Annotated in this window: 18 protein-coding genes; 16 read left to right on the top strand and 2 right to left on the bottom strand. The window is 36.8% G+C overall.

The genetic code is table 11. From position 1 onward, the window contains the following. The first annotated feature begins 11 nt into the window (after window positions 1-11). Window positions 12-1,235 carry a CDP-glycerol glycerophosphotransferase family protein gene (locus tag AC6UDC_RS04040; RefSeq protein WP_500721459.1) on the top strand — a complete coding sequence of 408 codons (1,224 nt, stop codon included), beginning with the start codon at window positions 12-14 and terminating at the stop codon, window positions 1,233-1,235. Then, a complete protein-coding gene (locus tag AC6UDC_RS04035; RefSeq protein WP_500693809.1) occupies window positions 1,228-2,163 on the top strand; it encodes a deoxyribonuclease IV in 936 nt (311 codons plus the stop codon). Before AC6UDC_RS04040 ends, AC6UDC_RS04035 begins: the two co-directional genes overlap by 8 nt. On the opposite strand, the gene AC6UDC_RS04030 is transcribed toward AC6UDC_RS04035, so the two are convergent. After that, window positions 2,144-2,962, bottom strand: coding sequence for a pyruvate, water dikinase regulatory protein (locus AC6UDC_RS04030; protein ID WP_500696648.1), 819 nt, complete (start codon window positions 2,960-2,962; stop codon window positions 2,144-2,146). The two genes, AC6UDC_RS04035 and AC6UDC_RS04030, sit on opposite strands and share 20 nt — an antisense overlap. Before the next feature lie 143 nt (window positions 2,963-3,105). On the opposite strand from AC6UDC_RS04030, the gene rpsU reads away from it, so the two are divergent. From rpsU to pepT, 14 genes are all read left to right on the top strand, one after another. After that, window positions 3,106-3,303 carry a 30S ribosomal protein S21 gene (gene rpsU, locus AC6UDC_RS04025; protein WP_039142968.1) on the top strand — a complete coding sequence of 66 codons (198 nt, stop codon included), beginning with the start codon at window positions 3,106-3,108 and terminating at the stop codon, window positions 3,301-3,303. A gap of 54 nt (window positions 3,304-3,357) precedes the next feature. Next, the gene (locus AC6UDC_RS04020) at window positions 3,358-3,801 is read left to right on the top strand and encodes a GatB/YqeY domain-containing protein (protein WP_500695606.1); all 444 of its coding nucleotides are present in this window, start codon (window positions 3,358-3,360) and stop codon (window positions 3,799-3,801) included. A 116-nt stretch (window positions 3,802-3,917) separates the two neighbouring features. Further along, a complete protein-coding gene (locus tag AC6UDC_RS04015; protein WP_500693806.1) occupies window positions 3,918-4,892 on the top strand; it encodes a PhoH family protein in 975 nt (324 codons plus the stop codon). A 2-nt stretch (window positions 4,893-4,894) separates the two neighbouring features. Further along, window positions 4,895-5,377: an rRNA maturation RNase YbeY gene (gene ybeY / locus AC6UDC_RS04010; RefSeq protein ID WP_500696650.1), complete on the top strand. Its 483-nt coding sequence runs from the start codon at window positions 4,895-4,897 to the stop codon at window positions 5,375-5,377. Then, window positions 5,361-5,756: a diacylglycerol kinase family protein gene (locus AC6UDC_RS04005; RefSeq protein WP_500721457.1), complete on the top strand. Its 396-nt coding sequence runs from the start codon at window positions 5,361-5,363 to the stop codon at window positions 5,754-5,756. Before ybeY ends, AC6UDC_RS04005 begins: the two co-directional genes overlap by 17 nt. Before the next feature lie 10 nt (window positions 5,757-5,766). Then, window positions 5,767-6,675: a GTPase Era gene (era, locus tag AC6UDC_RS04000; protein ID WP_500721454.1), complete on the top strand. Its 909-nt coding sequence runs from the start codon at window positions 5,767-5,769 to the stop codon at window positions 6,673-6,675. Between the two features lie 8 nt (window positions 6,676-6,683). Further along, a complete protein-coding gene (gene recO, locus AC6UDC_RS03995) occupies window positions 6,684-7,457 on the top strand; it encodes a DNA repair protein RecO (protein ID WP_500701107.1) in 774 nt (257 codons plus the stop codon). Window positions 7,458-7,737: 280 nt separating this feature from the next. Beyond that, window positions 7,738-8,706, top strand: coding sequence for a glycine--tRNA ligase subunit alpha (gene glyQ / locus AC6UDC_RS03990; RefSeq protein WP_500696652.1), 969 nt, complete (start codon window positions 7,738-7,740; stop codon window positions 8,704-8,706). Next, window positions 8,707-10,785 (top strand): glycine--tRNA ligase subunit beta, encoded by a 2,079-nt coding sequence (glyS, locus tag AC6UDC_RS03985; RefSeq protein WP_500721451.1) that lies wholly within the window; start codon window positions 8,707-8,709, stop codon window positions 10,783-10,785. It begins immediately after the preceding gene. Window positions 10,786-10,830: 45 nt separating this feature from the next. Further along, window positions 10,831-12,651, top strand: coding sequence for a DNA primase (gene dnaG / locus AC6UDC_RS03980; RefSeq protein ID WP_500721447.1), 1,821 nt, complete (start codon window positions 10,831-10,833; stop codon window positions 12,649-12,651). Between the two features lie 33 nt (window positions 12,652-12,684). Next, a complete protein-coding gene (rpoD, locus tag AC6UDC_RS03975) occupies window positions 12,685-13,950 on the top strand; it encodes an RNA polymerase sigma factor RpoD (RefSeq protein WP_500721443.1) in 1,266 nt (421 codons plus the stop codon). 57 nt (window positions 13,951-14,007) lie between these two features. After that, complete coding sequence (locus AC6UDC_RS03970) at window positions 14,008-14,712, top strand: tRNA (adenine(22)-N(1))-methyltransferase (RefSeq protein WP_500721439.1); 705 nt, start codon at window positions 14,008-14,010, stop codon at window positions 14,710-14,712. Then, window positions 14,699-15,511 carry a Nif3-like dinuclear metal center hexameric protein gene (locus tag AC6UDC_RS03965; RefSeq protein ID WP_500721435.1) on the top strand — a complete coding sequence of 271 codons (813 nt, stop codon included), beginning with the start codon at window positions 14,699-14,701 and terminating at the stop codon, window positions 15,509-15,511. The genes AC6UDC_RS03970 and AC6UDC_RS03965 overlap by 14 nt, the downstream gene beginning before the upstream one ends. Window positions 15,512-15,522: 11 nt before the next feature. Further along, window positions 15,523-16,761, top strand: a complete 1,239-nt coding sequence (gene pepT / locus AC6UDC_RS03960; protein WP_500721431.1) for a peptidase T — start codon at window positions 15,523-15,525, stop codon at window positions 16,759-16,761. A gap of 45 nt (window positions 16,762-16,806) precedes the next feature. On the opposite strand, the gene AC6UDC_RS03955 is transcribed toward pepT, so the two are convergent. Next, window positions 16,807-16,983 carry a YjzD family protein gene (locus AC6UDC_RS03955; RefSeq protein ID WP_500693794.1) on the bottom strand — a complete coding sequence of 59 codons (177 nt, stop codon included), beginning with the start codon at window positions 16,981-16,983 and terminating at the stop codon, window positions 16,807-16,809. Window positions 16,984-17,103 lie beyond the last annotated feature (120 nt).

Genomic DNA, 17,103 nt, shown 5'->3' with positions numbered 1-17,103 from the left:
GTAAAAATAACATGAATGGAAAACAAATTAAAAACAAGTTAATTAATGGGATTAAGTTGACTATTCGCACTGGGCTCATCGTTTTAAACGATGGGTTTATTTGTTTACCAACTAAAAAAAATGAAGTAATGTTTGAAAGTTTTAATGGTAGGGATATAAACGATAATCCAGCCGCCATTTACCTTGCGTGGGTGAAGCAACATCCTCATGATGCTAAAAAGGCCTATTTTGGTGTCAAAGCTTCCAAATACAAACAATTACACGAAAAGTATCCCAACATAAAGATTTTACGGCGTTTTTTTCCAAGGTGGGTTTGGCACATTGCTAGGGCAGACTTTTGGGTTTTTAATTCCCGATTTCCGAAGTGGTGGAAAAAGAATAAGCGGACTACCTATATCCAAACATGGCATGGAACCCCGTTAAAAAAATTAGGAATTGATATCAAACACGTTGCGATACCAGGTATTTCCACTAATCAATACCATAATGATTTTGTCAAAGAAGCCAAGCGGTGGGACTATTTAATTATGCCTAATCAGTATTCAGAACGAATCTTTGATCACGCCTTTGATTTTAGAAATATTCCGTTACGAATTGGTTATCCCAGAAACGATGTCTTATATCATAAAAATACTTCAGGTGAGATTAAAAAATTAAAAGAAAAAATTATTGGTGACTCGACTTCTAAAGTTATTTTGTATGCACCAACTTGGCGTGATGATGATTATCAAAAGAAGGGCAATTATAACTTTGAGTTACCGTTTTCTTTAAAAGGTTTCTTTAAGCATGTATCTAGTGACACTACTTTAATTATTCGTCCGCATTACTTAGTCAAGGACCAAATTGATATTTCTGGGTATGAAAAGCGAGTTTACATTGAAGCTGATCGTGATATTAATGAGTTATACTTAATTTCAGATTTACTCATTACTGACTATTCTTCAGTAATGTTTGATTATGCCAATCTAAAACGGCCAATGTTATTTTATACTTACGACTTAAAGCATTATAAGGATGAACTACGTGGGTTTTATTTTGATTTTCTAAGCGATGCTCCTGGTCCAATTGTTCAAAATCAAAATTCTTTTTATGAAGAGTTGTCTAATTTTAATGAAAATGGTAAGTTTGCTGGGTATCATCAAAAAATGAAGAAATTTTATGGTAAGTTTTGTAGTTGGGAGCATGGAGATGCTTCTAATCAAGTTGTTAAAGTAATGGGGGATAAACATGAGTAATGATGAATTTTTGATTGGTTCACATGTTGCAATGAAAAAGCCAGAGATGATGTTAGGATCCGCAAAAGAAGCCGAACGCGATGGTGAGAATGTCTTTATGTTATACACTGGTGCTCCTCAGAGCTCAAAAAGGACCCCGATTGCAAATCTTAAAATTGATCAAGCACACGACTACATGGCTGATCATGATTTACGTGAGGTGGTAGTTCATGCACCTTACATCATTAACTTAGGTAACACAAAAAAGCCACAAAGTTTCCACTTTGCGGTTGATTTTCTTAAACAAGAGATTGATCGATCTGAAGCAATGGGAGCTGATCAAATTGTTTTGCATCCCGGTGCACATGTTGGTGCTGGCGTTGAAGCCGGAATTAAGCAGATCATTAAAGGGTTAAATGAAGTAATCACCCCAGAACAAAAGATTCAAATTGCACTTGAAACAATGGCAGGAAAAGGGACTGAAATCGGGTCGACTTTTGAACAACTTGCTGAGATTATTGACGGTGTTAATTTGAATGATAAGTTATCGGTTACCTTTGATACCTGTCATACTAGCGACGCTGGTTATGACATTAAAAATGATTTTGATGGGGTTATGGAAGAGTTCGATCAAGTTATTGGTATTAATCGAATCAAAGTGATTCATTTAAATGATTCTAAAAATCCGATGGGATCCCATAAAGACCGTCATACTAACATTGGTTTCGGGACCATTGGATTTGATGCTTTAAATTATGTAGCCCGGTATCCCAAGTTTGATCAAGTTCCTAAGATTTTAGAGACGCCGGTTGTTAAGATTGGGGATGTTAAAATTAATCCTCATCAATATGAAATTAAAATGTTAAAAGAACAGAAATTTAATCCTGATATGATTGAGGATATTAAAGAAGATTATCAAGCTAAAAAGATTAATGATCTTGTTCGTTAATATTAAGACTTTGAGTTATGATGGTAGCTGTTTCTTCAATTGACTTGTTATACACGTTAATTTGAAGACAATTTAGTTTTCGATAAAGTTGCTTGGCATAGTCAAGCTCTTTTTTTATTTGATTTGAGTCCGAGTATGGAGTGTTTGGGTCTAACCCATAAGCAATCATCCGTTCTTGCCGAATCTTTTTTAGATTGGTAACTGAATTGGTTAAACCAAATATTTTATTGTGGTCGATCTGATAAACCTCTTCTGGTAATTGGATGGTAGGACCGATTGGGACGTTTGCTACCAAGAAGTTTTGATTGGCAAGGTATAGCGATAATGGCGTTTTAGATGTTCTTGATATTCCTAAAAGAACGATATCAGCTTTTTTGAGGTCATTAGGTCGTTTTCCGTCATCATTAGCTACCGCAAATTCGATTGCTGAGATCCGTTTGAAGTAGTCTTCATTTAAGTTGTGAACTAGGCCAGGTACCTCTGCAGCAGATTCATGAAGTTTTTTAGAAATGATTTGAATGGGTTTTTGAATGCAGTCAAAACTATAAAGGTTATTTTCTAGTGCAAATTGAGATACCATTTTACTCAGGCTTGGATCAACTAAAGTGTGAAAAATGATGGCGTCCTGTTTTTTAGCAAGTTTGAGTATTCCATCGAGCATGGATTGCGTTTGAGTAAATGGGTATCGTTTAAAATTAGCGTTTGCTTCTGGAAATTGAGAAGCAGCGGTTCGGGCGATCGAAGTTGCCGTGGCACCACTTGAATCAGAAATGATAAATGCATTAAAATTAGTTGCCATAATATTTACCTCCTACTTTGTTAACATTTTATCATATTTCTTGTTCAGACTCGTTGACGGGCTCCGTGCCATAATGTATAATTAATATTGACCGTTAAGGATTACAGACGGTATCATTTAAGCTCGGAGGGAGGGATTTTATCATGTCAAAAACTGTCGTTCGTAAAAACGAATCTCTTGATGATGCTCTTCGACGCTTTAAGCGCACGGTTTCAAAAAGCGGTACCCTTCAGGAATTCCGTAAACGTGAATTTTACGAAAAACCTAGCGTAAAACGTAAATTAAAATCAGAAGCAGCTCGTAAACGTAACAATAAGAAAAAGAAGCGTCGCAGCTTCTAATAGTAAACGCCCCTGATCAGGAGCGTTTTTTATATTGACGAAAAGAGGTCCAATATGACTTTATCAAATGAATTAAATAATGATTTAAAAGATGCAATGAAGAATCATGATAAGACTAAGCTGACAATTGTCAGAATGCTTAAGTCGAACTTAATGAATGAAAAGATTAAATTAGGTCATGATCTTTCTGATAGTGAAGAAGCGGCTGTTGTTAATCGAGAAGTTAAACAACACAAAGATTCGATTGCTGAGTTTAAAGATGGTGGCAGGGATGATTTGGTGAAGGAGCAAGAAGATGAGCTAAAGATTCTTGAAAATTATGCCCCAAAGCAAATGTCAGAAGCTGATCTTGAAAAAATTGTTAACGAAACGGTTAAGCAACTTGGTGCGGCAAACAAGAGCGATTTTGGCAAAGTAATGGGTGCTGTCATGGGTAAAGTTAAAGGACAAGCCGATGGCAACACTGTTAATAAACTTGTTAATAAAGCGCTTAGTTAAGAAGGAAACTCATTGAATGGTCAATGGGTTCTTTTTGTTCTTTTACTTTGTAAGTGGCAAATTATATGCTAGTATTTTAAGTAAAAGTTGAGTTGATATGAAAGGAACCTGTTTGATTGACAGATAATTTTGAATTTAAAAAAGAATTAACGTTAAAGAATCCAAATGATGAATCAGCTTTATTTGGAGCTCAAGATGCCTTTTTAGATATTCTAGAACAGGGGATGGAAACTTCTATTCGCCATTCTGGTGGTAAGATTACGGTTGAAGGTGACACTCAGAAAGCGGTTCAAAATACCATTGATATTTTAAATGGAATGCTTGAACTTGTTCATTCTGGGATCACTTTGAATGGTAGTGATTTTGTTTCGGCAATGAAGATGGCTGAGAAAGGAACTCTAGGTTTTCTCCCAGAATTATATAATCAAGTCCTTTTAAAGGATAATAAGGGGAAGCCAGTTCGAGTTAAGAATTTTGGGCAGCGTCAGTACGTTCAGTCCATCAAGCATAATGATGTCACCTTTGGAATCGGACCTGCTGGGACAGGAAAGACTTATCTAGCAGTTGTAATGGCAGTTGCCGCTTTAAAAAAGGGTGACGTTGATAAGATTGTCTTAACCAGACCAGCTGTTGAAGCGGGTGAGAGTTTAGGCTTTTTACCTGGCGACCTAAAAGAAAAAGTTGATCCATATTTACGACCACTGTACGATGCACTGAATTCGACCCTTGGATCTGATCACACTGAAAGGCTAATGGATCGTGGCGTTATCGAAATTGCGCCATTAGCTTATATGCGTGGTCGGACCCTCGATAATTCTTTTGTTATTTTAGACGAAGCTCAAAACACTACTAATGCTCAGATGAAAATGTTTCTAACCCGGTTGGGTTTTGGTTCTAAAATGATTGTTAATGGTGATATTTCTCAAATTGATTTAAACGGAAGAATCCGGAGTGGATTAGTCACCGCTCCTAAAATCCTGAGAAATATTGATGATATTAATTTTGTAAACTTTAGTGCTGATGATGTAGTTAGACATCCAGTTGTGGCTAAAATCATTAATGCCTACGAAAAAAATGATAATGGGGAATAGATATGGATCTGGAAATATATGATCAAACTAAGGATGGGGTCGACCCCCAAAAAATTGATTTGATTAGAGATATTCTAAATTATGCCGCTAAGTATATTGATTTAAAAAATAATACCGAAATGTCGGTTACTTTGGTCAACAATGATCGCATCAAGGAAATTAACCGGGACTACCGTGGTGTAGATCGGGCCACTGATGTGATTAGTTTTGCGATTGAAGATCAGAGTGATGATGATTTTCCCGTAATCATGAATGATGAAATGAAAAAAGATATTCCTGAAAATATTGGGGATATTTTTGTGTGTGTTGATAAAGTTGCTGAACAGGCTGATTTTTTAAATCATTCAAATGATCGAGAACTTGGTTTTTTAGTTGTACATGGATTTTTGCATCTAAATGGTTATGACCATATGAAGCCTGAGGATGAAGCCATCATGTTTCCACTTCAAAGAAAGATTATGGACTCTTATGGACTTACAAAATAATAAACAGACTGGGAAAAATAAAAATATATTTCAGGCTTTTGGACATGCGTTTGATGGCATTAAATGGGTTTTTGTTCATGAACGAAACTTTAAGTTTGATATAACTAGTGCCATTATTACCATAATAATTGGGTTTCTTTTGAAAATTAGTTTGGAACAATTTATGTGGCTGTTTACCGCAATTATTTTAGTTCTTGTGGGTGAGATTCTTAACACCGTTGTTGAGAGGATCATGGATTTTATGGCGGACCATCATTACGACGAACGAGTTAAGGTAATTAAAGACGTTGCGGCTGGTGGCGTTGTTTTAACGGCAATTTTTGCGATCATTTTAGGTTTAATTGTTTTCGTTCCAAAAATTATTGAATTAATGAGCTAAAGGGGAAAATATGGCAGAAAAGGCACAGTATAAGTCAGGATTTGTAGCAATTGTAGGACGTCCAAATGTTGGGAAATCAACCTTTTTAAATCGAGTGATTGGGCAAAAGGTTGCGATTATGTCTGACAAGGCACAAACCACTCGTAACAAAATTCAGGGAATTTATACCACTGATGATGCACAAATTGTTTTCATTGATACTCCCGGAATTCATAAACCAAAAAACAAGTTGGATGATTATATGGACGACGCTGCTCTCTCTTCTTTAAAGGAGGTCGATGCAGTCCTTTTTATGGTTAGTGCTACTGAAACTCGTGGTGCTGGTGATAATTACATCATCGATCAATTAAAAAAAGTGGATTGTCCAGTTTACTTAGTTATCAATAAGATTGATGAAGTCAATCCAAACAGTTTATTACCAATCATGGACACGTACAAACGAGCCTATAAATGGGCTGATGTGTTTCCTATTTCTGCTCTTCAAGGGAACAATGTTGATGAATTACTGACTACTTTGGTTTCTAAGTTGCCAGAAGGACCGCAGTATTATCCTGACGATGAAATTACCGATCATCCCGAACGTTTCATCGTTTCCGAATTAATTCGCGAAAAAGTTTTAGAACTAACGAGGCAAGAAATTCCACATTCTGTTGCAGTTGAAGTTGAAAAAATGAAGACCCAAGATAATGGAAACGTTCATATTGACGCTAATATTATTGTTGAACGAAAGGGCCAACGTGGGATCTTGATTGGGAAGAATGGTGGAATGCTGAAAAAGATTGGGACATTGGCCAGAAAAGAGATTGAAACTCTACTTGGAAACAAAGTTTATCTTGAATTGTGGGTAAAAATTCAACCAAGTTGGCGTGAAAAAGAATCAGCTTTAAGACAATTAGGGTACCGAAAAGATAGTTACTAGGTGATATTTTGTCAGTAAATCCAAGGAGTCAAACTTTTCACGGAATTTTATTGTATCGTAAGAACTATCGCGAGCACGATATGTTGGTGAAATTTTTGACGGCAGAAGCTGGGCTCAAAATGTTTTTTATTAGAGGAGCCAATAAAGCGAACTTTAAAATGGCAGGTGATATTTTGCCATTTAGCTTTGGTACGTACGAGGGCACGCTCAAATCAGAAGGATTGTCGTACATTAGTAGTGGTAATGAGGTTAAGCATTTTGAACAGATTGCAAATGATATTTATTTAGATGCGTACGCTACTTACATTATGACGTTAGTGGATGCGGCATTTCCTGAGGGAGTTAAGATAAACGATTGGTTTAATCGTTTATACTATGCTTTAAATATGATTAACAGTGGTTTTGATGCTGAAGTAATTACCAATATCATTGAGATTCAACTTCTTCCTGCTTTTGGGGTAGCACCTGAATTTAAATCCTGTGTTATTTGTCATCAAACCAATAAAAAGTTTGATTATTCAGAAGAGTATGGAGGAATTATTTGTGAGGATCATTTTCATCTTGATCCTCATCGAATGCATCTCGATCAAAAAACAATTTACTATCTTCGCTTATTTTCTGCGGTTAACTTAAAAAAGATTGGTAACATTCAGGTTAATAACAAAACTAAAAAGAAAATTCGCAGTGTGATTGATAAAATTTACGATAGTTCTGTTGGACTAAATTTAAAGAGTAAAAAATTTTTAGATCAGATGAACAATTGGAAAATCAACCTTAATTGATGGTTAACCGTTGACTGTTTTGTGTGATAATTTTATAATTATAGTAGTTAAATAATTGGTGTTGATGAAGGAAGTTTTATGCTTATCACATTTCAGTGAAACCATGTTAGTGGGAAATGGTTAATGTGGGTATAAATTGGCACTTTCGGAGCCATTTAATCTCGAGTTGCTGATTAAGTTCAGAAGTAGGGTGGAACCGCGAATAAATCGTCCCTATGTGAAAGTCATTGTACTTTTGCATAGGTTTTTTTATTTGCTTATTGATTAGGAGGAGAAGTTAATGACAGAAAAACTATCAGTCCAAGATATTATCAGTACTCTAGAGTCATATTGGAGTTCGCTTGGTTGCATGCGGATGCAATCATATGATACTGAGAAAGGTGCGGGAACAATGAGTCCGTACACTTTTTTGCGTGCGATTGGACCAGAGCCATGGAATGTTTGTTACGTTGAACCATCAAGACGTCCAGCTGATGGTAGGTATGGAGAAAATCCTAATCGGCTTTATCAGCATCATCAGTTTCAGGTATTAATGAAGCCATCTCCGGACAACATCCAAGAATTGTACATTAATTCGCTTGAACAACTAGGAATTAATCCACTTGAACATGATATTCGGTTTGTTGAGGATAACTGGGAAAATCCATCAATGGGATGTGCCGGTGTTGGATGGGAAGTATGGCTCGATGGCATGGAAGTAACTCAGTTTACTTATTTTCAGGTTGTCGGTGGATTAACTATGGATCCAGTTGCGGTTGAAATCACCTATGGATTGGAACGGCTTTCTTCGTACATTCAAGACGTCAACAATGTTTTTGACCTGGAATGGGGTAACGGAGTTAAGTATGGTGACATCTTTAAAGAGCCCGAATATGAGCATTCTAAGTATAGTTTTGAAGAATCAGACCAAAAAATGTTGCACGAAATGTTTGATGCTTACGAGAAAGAGGCCAAACGATTAATATCACTTGGACTAGTTCACCCAGCCTATGATTATATTTTGAAATGTAGTCATACTTTTAATCTACTAGATGCAAGAGGAGCCGTATCTGTCACTGAACGTGCTGGTTACCTTTCACGAATTCGAAAAATGGCACACGCGATCGCCAAAGCATTTGTTGCTGAGCGTAAAAAGCGTGGGTTTCCACTTATTAAGGATGAGCAAAAACGACAAGAGCTTTTAAAAGATGATTCAAAAAATAGTAAGAAGAAAAACAAAAAGCATCATGATGGCAAGGGGGATAAGTAGATGGCTAAGACATTTTTGTTGGAGATTGGATTAGAAGAAATGCCCGCTCATGTCGTGACGCCAAGTGTTAATCAATTGGCAGAAAAAGCGGCTCAGTATTTAAAAGATCAAAGAATTTCTTATGACCAAATTAAAAAATTCTCTACTCCTAGAAGACTGGCAATTCAAATTACTGGCTTAGTTAACAAACAACCAGATGTTGATAAAGAGGTTCGAGGTCCGGCCGAAAAGATTGCAAAGGACAAAGATGGCAATTGGAGTAAGGCGGCAATTGGTTTTACTAAAGGACAAGGATTAACGCCTGATGATATCGTCTTTAAGGATGTTAAGGGAACTAAGTATGCTTTTGTTGAAAAACACGTAGCGGGAAAACCAGTTCAAGAAGTATTAAGTGGTCTTAATGATGTTGTAAAATCAATGACTTTTCCAACGTTAATGAAGTGGGGAACCAACAAGTTTGAATTTATTCGCCCCATTAAATGGATTGTGGCTTTACTGGACGATGAAGTGATCCCAATGCAGATTGTTGATGTTCATTCTGGACGGACCACCTGGGGACACCGCTTTCTTGGAAAAGACGTCGAGTTAAAAAATGCCGATGATTATGAAGAAGCTTTAACCAGCCAACACGTGATTGCCGATGCTAACAAGCGAAAAGATTTAATTCGTAAACAGATTGAAGCAATTGCTAAAAAGAACAATTGGAAGGTCAATATTGATAATGATCTTCTTGAAGAGGTTAATAATTTAGTGGAATGGCCAACTAGTTTTGCTGGAAAATTTGACGACCGTTTCTTAAAAATTCCACGTGAAGTATTGATTACTTCAATGAGAAACCACCAACGATTCTTCTACGTTGAAGATCAGGATGGTAATCTTTTACCTTATTTTGTCTCCGTTAGAAATGGGGATGAGAATCATCTTGATAACGTGGTTGCCGGAAACGAGAAAGTTTTGACTGCTAGACTTGATGATGCTGATTTCTTCTATAATGAGGATCAACAGCAATCAATTGACGATTATGTTAATAAGCTCAAAACAGTTAGCTTTCACGATAAGATTTCTTCTGAATACGATAAAATGCAACGGGTTCAAGTTATTTCCCAGATAATTGGGAAAGATGTTGGATTAGATGAAACTCAATTAAAACACTTACAACGTGCTTCAGAAATTTATAAATTTGATTTAGTTACCGGGATGGTTGGAGAGTTTGCTGAATTACAAGGAGTAATGGGTGAAAAATACGCATTGCTTGCGGGTGAAGATCCGGAAGTTGCTACTGCAATTCGTGAACATTATCTTCCCATTTCATCCGACGGGGAACTTCCCAAAACTAAAGTAGGTGCTGCTTTGTCAGTGGCAGATAAACTTGACAGTGTGATGACCTTCTTTGCTGCAGATATGATTCCTAGTGGTTCAAATGATCCGTATGCATTAAGAAGGCAGGCAGCTGGAATTGTTAGAATTGTTGTTAGTGAAAAGTGGCGAGTACCACTTATGCCATTAATGAATCAAGTGATTGCTGAAGAGAAAGCTAAAGCGGTCTTACCAAAAGTAGATCAAACTAAGATTGTTTCTGACGTGGTTGCGTTTATTAAAGAAAGAATTAAACGACAACTCAAGTCGAAAGATATTCGCTATGATCTAATTGATGCGGCGGTGGGATCAACTGACAGTGATATTTACTTTAACGTTGAAACCGCAATGACATTAAATGATCATAAAGATGATCCTAATTTTAAAGAATCAATTGAAGCACTGACACGAGTGGTTCGGATTGCTCAAAAAGGTCATTTTCCAGCTGGTAGTGTTAAAGTTGATGAAAAGTTGTTTGAAAATGATTCAGAGAAAGTCCTTAATGATAAAATCAAACTTATCAGCCCAAACTTTAATGAATTGAATGCTAACCAAGCTTTTAATGAATTAACTTCTTTAAAGCCACTCATTGATGAATATTTTGATAAAACCATGGTAATGGCAGACGACACGAAAGTTCGCAATAATCGTCTGGCAGAATTGACTAATTTAGCAAGAATGATTGATCACTTTGCTGATGTCGACGAAATAATTGTTAAATAAAAAAATTAATATTAGAATAGATTTCCGAGAAAGGATGGTGATCTCATGGCAAAAATTCCTGAAACGGTAATTGATGATGTCTTAAGTAAGACCAACATTACTGACGTTGTTAGTAAGTATGTCAATCTAAAGAAGTCAGGAAATAATTTATTCGGTTTGTGTCCGTTCCATGAGGAAAGAACACCATCCTTTTCTGTGTCAGAAAGTAAACAGATTTTTCATTGTTTTAGTTGTGGACGCGGTGGAAATGTTTTTAAATTCCTCATGGATTTGCAAGGAATTTCCTTTCCACAAGCTGTTATTGCTGTGGCAGAAGATGAGGGAATTGCTCTTCCTGACTCAGTTCAAAATGATAATAGTAAATATCCAGTAAATTCAGAAAAGAACAGCCTCATTAATCTTCATGAGGAAGCCAGTAAACTCTATCATCATGTATTGGTTAACACTGAGCTTGGAGTTCCCGCATTAAAATATCTGCATGAACGAAAAATAACGGATGAAATGATTGAAACTTTTAACTTAGGATTTGCCCCTAGCCAAAGACTCTTAAAACCGTTCTTTAAGAACAAAAAAACTGATTTTCAACTTTTACGAAAATCGGGATTGTTTGTTGAAAATTCGAGTGGTGAATTGAATGATCGATTTTCGAATCGGATCATGTATCCGATCAGGGATCCTAATTCTAAGACCATTGGATTTTCCGGTAGAATCTTACATCGAGATCCTGATCTTCCAAAATATTTAAATAGTCCTGAAACTAGCATCTTTAATAAACGAAGGATTATTTATAATCTCGATCTTGCCAAGTCTAGTATTCGAAATGAGCAAAATTTAATTCTGTTTGAGGGTTTTATGGACGTTATTTCTGCTTTTCAGGCCGGGGTTAAAAACGGCGTTGCTTCAATGGGAACGAGTTTGACGAACGAACAAATTTATCAGTTCAATCAGTTAACGAATCAGATATACGTTTGTTATGATGGCGATGAACCTGGACAGAAGGCTACTAAGCGAGCGATTAGCCTTTTAAGTAGTGAAGGTAAGTTTAAAGTTGGCGTGATTCAAATGCCTAACGGGGTTGATCCTGATGAGTATCGACGAAAAAATGGAAATGACAAGTTTAAAGATGCTATCAAAAGTGCTCGAGAAACCACAACTTCCTTTGAATTGCATTTTCTTAAAACGCAGTATGATTTAAGTAATGATGAAGAAAAACTAAATTATGTAGATGAAGCCGTTAATGTGATTGCAAAAATTGACAAACCCGTTGAACGTAGTGTTTATTTAAAACATTTAGCTGATGAGTTTGACTTGGATATCAATGCTTTGTCGGTTCAATGTAAACAAATTCGTTCGACCTTCATCAATAAACAGCAAAGAAAACAAATTCGTAGGTTGAAGACTGACTCATCTCCTGAAGTTTTGAATCGAAATCCAAAGAAGATTACTAAAGTTGAAAGTGCGGAGCGGTTACTTTTGTCACGAATGTTGAATAATCATGATGTTTGGCTAAAGGTGACCGATGATCCTGATTTTAGTTTTGTTCATGATGGGTATCAAACGATTTATTTACTTGCACAACATTATTTTCAGTCGCATGACGAGTACGTTCCTGCTGAATTTAGTGACTTTTTGAAGGAATCTGATTTGCAATCAACTTTTGCTAATATTGAAATGGCTGCTTTATCTAATGAGCCAAGTGAAAAAGAAGTTGACGATTGTGTTAAAATAATAAAGCAGGCTTTAACTGGTGGGGTATTCCTTAAATCAAAGTATCAAGAAATGTTAGATGCAGTTAAACTTGGTGATACTGATAAGGCTGCCCAATTGGGTAAAGAATACCAGGACCTGCAAAAGAAGTATCAATAAGAATACAGAATACAGTAATGGGAGGCAATTTTTATGGCAGAAAAAGACATTAAGAAAAATGAAGTAAATTCCACAAATAAGACTGCGAAAGCAGCTCCCAAAAAGAGCGGTGCTCCTAAAAATAAGAGCACTAAAAAGACTACTGCAAAGAAAACGACTAAAACTAAGGCAACTAGAGCAAAGAAGACAACGAGTAAAGAAAAATTTGATAAAACTGGATATAAGAAGATTTTTGACGCCGTTGTAAAAAAGCACAAGAAGGTTGGTCACATCACCTATGGGGTCTTAGAGGAAGAACTCCAGGTTCCATTTAGTTTAAATAAAAAACAAATGAACGAATTGATGGAAAAGGTTGAAGACTCAGGAATAAGTATTGTTGATGAAAGTGGGGAACCCGATCCCAGAGCTTTAAAAGCAGCTAAAAAAGTTACTCAAAAAGAACTAAAAAATGCTTCCAGTTCAAAGGGAGTTAAAATTAATGATCCGGTCAGAATGTACCTAAAGGAAATTGGTCGAGTTCCATTACTTACCGCTGATCAAGAGGTACAATTAGCTCTCAGAATCGAGCAGGGTGATGAAACAGCTAAACAAGAATTAGCTGAAGCAAACTTGCGATTAGTTGTTTCAATTGCCAAGCGTTACGTTGGCCGTGGCATGCAATTTCTTGATTTGATTCAAGAAGGGAACATGGGTTTAATGAAGGCCGTTGAGAAGTTTGATTACCGTAAGGGATTTAAGTTTTCAACGTACGCTACTTGGTGGATTAGACAAGCAATTACTCGAGCCATTGCGGATCAGGCTCGAACCATTCGAATTCCCGTTCATATGGTTGAAACCATCAATAAACTGATTCGAATTCAGCGTCAATTACTCCAAGACCTTGGGAGAGAACCGTTACCATCTGAGATTGGTGCTGAGATGGATATGTCAACTTCAAAGGTTAGAGAGATCCTTAAGATTGCTCAGGAACCAGTTTCACTTGAAACTCCAATTGGTGAAGAAGATGACTCCCACTTAGGTGACTTTATTGAAGATGAAGATGCCACTAGTCCTGCTGATCATGCTGCTTATGAGCTTTTAAAAGAACAACTTGAAAGTGTCCTAGATACGTTAACTGACCGTGAAGAGAACGTTTTACGACTTAGATTCGGGTTAGATGATGGAAGAACTCGAACCTTAGAAGAGGTTGGAAAAGTCTTTGGTGTCACTAGAGAACGAATTCGACAGATTGAAGCTAAAGCATTAAGAAAACTGAGACATCCATCACGCAGTAAACAATTAAAAGATTTCTTAGATTAAAGATGTGGCAGAGATCCAACTGGATCGCTGCTTTTTTATTGGATTAGGAGGGAAACGATGACGGCAAAAAAGTTATCGCCACGTTTACAAGCAGTTTCTGATTTAGTTCCTAATGGGGCAACAATAGCTGATATCGGTTCGGATCACGCTTATGTTCCGGCTTATTTGTTAAAACGGAATTTGATTAAGTTTGCGATTGCCGGTGAGGTTGCCCCTGGACCACTGCATAACGCAACATCGGAAATGAAAGAACAACACTTAGGTGATAAAATGGTGACCCGATTGGGAGATGGACTTAATGTGATTAAATCAAGTGACCACGTAAATGCAATTGTGATTGCTGGAATGGGTGGTGAATTAATCACTCAGATCCTTGAACGTGGCAAAGAGAAACTTTCTAAACAAACGGCTCTAATTCTGCAACCAAACGTTGATGAAATTCGAGTAAGAAGTTGGTTAGTTACAAATCAGTATAAGATTGATATTGAAAACATTGTTTTTGATGCTGGTCATTTTTATGAAATGATCTTGGCAACTCCATCAACGAATCCGGTTAAGTATTCTAATCAGGAACTAAGGTTTGGACCGATTCTTTTAAAACAACAAAAACAAGCATTTCTTGCAAAATGGACTGATCGGATGCGGAAAAATAAGATTGTTTTGGATAATCTGCATAATGCTACTAATCCACCTCTTGAAAAAATTCAACACATCCAAAAGATTAACGAAGAATTAGAGGAGATTTTAGATGACAACCGTTAATGACTTAATTACTAGATTTGAACGATTCGCACCACTTTCACTTGCTGAACCAAAAGACCCAACTGGATTTCAAATTGGTTCTAAAAAGCGAAGTATTAAAAACGTCATGACCACTTTAGACGTTAGACCTGAAGTGGTTGATGAAGCGATCAACAAGAACGTTGATTTTATTTTTGCCCATCATCCCGTGATGTTTCATCCTGCAAAGAATTTAGATTTAGCTGATCCCCAAAATCAAATGTACGCTAATATTTTGAAACATAATATTACCGTTTATGCGGCTCATACGAACTTGGATAATGCAAATGGTGGAATGAATGACTGGCTAGCAGATGCGATCGGTCTTCAAAATACCGTTGGACTGGTACCCCATTTGGATACTAATGGTTTTCCTACTAATTATTCGATGGGACGCGTTGGCAACTTGAAACAATCAATGAAAATCATTGATTTAGGTCGACTATGTAAACAAGTGTTTAGAATTAGCGGTTTACGAATAGTAACAAATGATGATCAACAGCGTGTTAAGCGGATTGCTATCTTAGGTGGAGACGGTGGCAAGTTCTATCGACAAGCGATTGAACAAGGCGTTCAAGTTTATATTACTGGCGATTTGTATTATCATACTTCTCAAGAGATGCTTTCAAGTGGTCTGTCTGCGATTGATCCCGGGCACCATATTGAAAGTATATGTAAAAATAAGTTAGCTGAAATGTTTACGCGCTGGTCTGATAAAAATCGTTGGGATATCAATGTATTTGCATCGCAACTAAACACGGATCCGTTTGAGTTTATATAGGAGGAATAGTTATGGCTGATAGCAAGCAGTTACTGGATCGCTTTTTGAAATATGTGAAGGTGAATACGAGATCTAATCCGAATTCTGGCACAATTCCGTCTGATCCTAAAGAAGTTGATTTTTTAAACGAACTTTCTTATGAATTAAAGGATATTGGAATGGAAAACGTACGAACCAATGAAAAAAGTGGTTATGTTTTTGCTGATTTACCAAGTAATGTTAAGCAAAAAGTTCCTAAGATTGGATTTATCTCTCATATAGACACTGCAGACTTTAATTCAGAACACGTCAATCCACAAGTAGTTAAAAATTACGATGGAAAATCGATTATTAAACTTGATAAAGATGGCAAATACCAGCTGGATCCGAGCGTATTCCCAACCCTTAAAAAGTATGCTGGTCAAACTTTAATTACTACCGATGGTTCAACTCTCTTAGGAGCTGACGATAAGGCGGGAGTGGCTGAAATTATGACGGCAATGAAATACTTAGTTGATCATCCCGAAATTAAGCATGGCGATATCGTAGTTGGGTTTGGACCAGATGAGGAGATTGGTACCGGAGCCGATCAATTTGACGTTACTGATTTTGGTGCTGATTTTGCATACACGGTTGATGGTGGTCCACTTGGAGACTTAGAGTACGAAACGTTTAATGCGGCGGCTGCCACAATAAAATTCAACGGAACTGATGTTCATCCTGGTGACGCCTATGGTGTGATGGTAAATGCCTCTCAGCTTGCAATTGATTTTCATAATCAATTACCAAAGGACCAACGACCGGAAAATACCAAAGATCGTCAGGGCTTTTATTATCTGCTTGCGATTGATGGGGTAACTGATCATGCTAAATTAGATTACATCATTCGTGATCATGATAAGAGTAAGTTCAACGAACGCAAGCAATTCATTCAAAACTTAGTTAATAAGTTTAATGATAAATATGGTGATGGGAGAGTTGAACTTGAGATGCATGATGAATATTACAACATGGCGGAAATCATTAAGAAAGATATGACACCCGTCAACATTGCTAAGGATGCCATGAATGAAGTTAACATTAAGCCAAATATTTATCCGGTTCGTGGTGGTACTGATGGTTCTAAGATTTCTTTTCTTGGGATTCCAACTCCCAACCTATTTGCTGGACCAGAAAACATGCATGGCCGCTTTGAATATGTGTCGCTTCAAACGATGGAAAAGGCTGTCGATTTAATTATTAAGATTTCAGAGGATGTTTCAAAAGACTAAAAAAATAACCTGCAGGTTGAACCTGCAGGTTATTTTTATTTCTAATTAACGACTAATTAGTTTAATTCCGTTGAAGGCAATAAGGGCAACAACAGCGCCGATTACTCCAACTTGAATCCAATTATAAGGTGCGCCAACCAAGGCCGATCCAATATAACCAATAATTTCGCCATATACAAATCCCCAGAAAGCACCAGTTAAGTTAGCAGCAAACGTCTTCATAATTAACACCTCTCAATACCAGTAGTTTATCACTACAGTAGAAAAAATCAATTACAAACTTCGAATAAAATTTATCGGGTCCATTTGCTATAATGAATATGAATTAAGAAAGGAGATGAC

This window comes from Fructilactobacillus sp. X7R7C1 (genome assembly GCF_059901065.1).
This window is presented reverse-complemented; position numbering and strand designations above follow the sequence as displayed.

What these genes read in the sequence shown, in the direction of transcription:
- AC6UDC_RS03955 (WP_500693794.1), bottom strand. Translation starts at nt 16,983, where the DNA reads ATGAAGACGTTTGCTGCTAACTTAACTGGTGCTTTCTGGGGATTTGTA.
- pepT (WP_500721431.1), top strand. Translation starts at nt 15,523, where the DNA reads ATGGCTGATAGCAAGCAGTTACTGGATCGCTTTTTGAAATATGTGAAG.
- glyS (WP_500721451.1), top strand. Translation starts at nt 8,707, where the DNA reads ATGGCTAAGACATTTTTGTTGGAGATTGGATTAGAAGAAATGCCCGCT.
- AC6UDC_RS04020 (WP_500695606.1), top strand. Translation starts at nt 3,358, where the DNA reads ATGACTTTATCAAATGAATTAAATAATGATTTAAAAGATGCAATGAAG.
- dnaG (WP_500721447.1), top strand. Translation starts at nt 10,831, where the DNA reads ATGGCAAAAATTCCTGAAACGGTAATTGATGATGTCTTAAGTAAGACC.
- AC6UDC_RS04040 (WP_500721459.1), top strand. Translation starts at nt 12, where the DNA reads ATGAATGGAAAACAAATTAAAAACAAGTTAATTAATGGGATTAAGTTG.
- glyQ (WP_500696652.1), top strand. Translation starts at nt 7,738, where the DNA reads ATGACAGAAAAACTATCAGTCCAAGATATTATCAGTACTCTAGAGTCA.
- AC6UDC_RS03965 (WP_500721435.1), top strand. Translation starts at nt 14,699, where the DNA reads ATGACAACCGTTAATGACTTAATTACTAGATTTGAACGATTCGCACCA.
- AC6UDC_RS04030 (WP_500696648.1), bottom strand. Translation starts at nt 2,962, where the DNA reads ATGGCAACTAATTTTAATGCATTTATCATTTCTGATTCAAGTGGTGCC.
- rpoD (WP_500721443.1), top strand. Translation starts at nt 12,685, where the DNA reads ATGGCAGAAAAAGACATTAAGAAAAATGAAGTAAATTCCACAAATAAG.
- era (WP_500721454.1), top strand. Translation starts at nt 5,767, where the DNA reads ATGGCAGAAAAGGCACAGTATAAGTCAGGATTTGTAGCAATTGTAGGA.
- AC6UDC_RS03970 (WP_500721439.1), top strand. Translation starts at nt 14,008, where the DNA reads ATGACGGCAAAAAAGTTATCGCCACGTTTACAAGCAGTTTCTGATTTA.
- rpsU (WP_039142968.1), top strand. Translation starts at nt 3,106, where the DNA reads ATGTCAAAAACTGTCGTTCGTAAAAACGAATCTCTTGATGATGCTCTT.
- AC6UDC_RS04005 (WP_500721457.1), top strand. Translation starts at nt 5,361, where the DNA reads ATGGACTTACAAAATAATAAACAGACTGGGAAAAATAAAAATATATTT.
- AC6UDC_RS04035 (WP_500693809.1), top strand. Translation starts at nt 1,228, where the DNA reads ATGAGTAATGATGAATTTTTGATTGGTTCACATGTTGCAATGAAAAAG.
- ybeY (WP_500696650.1), top strand. Translation starts at nt 4,895, where the DNA reads ATGGATCTGGAAATATATGATCAAACTAAGGATGGGGTCGACCCCCAA.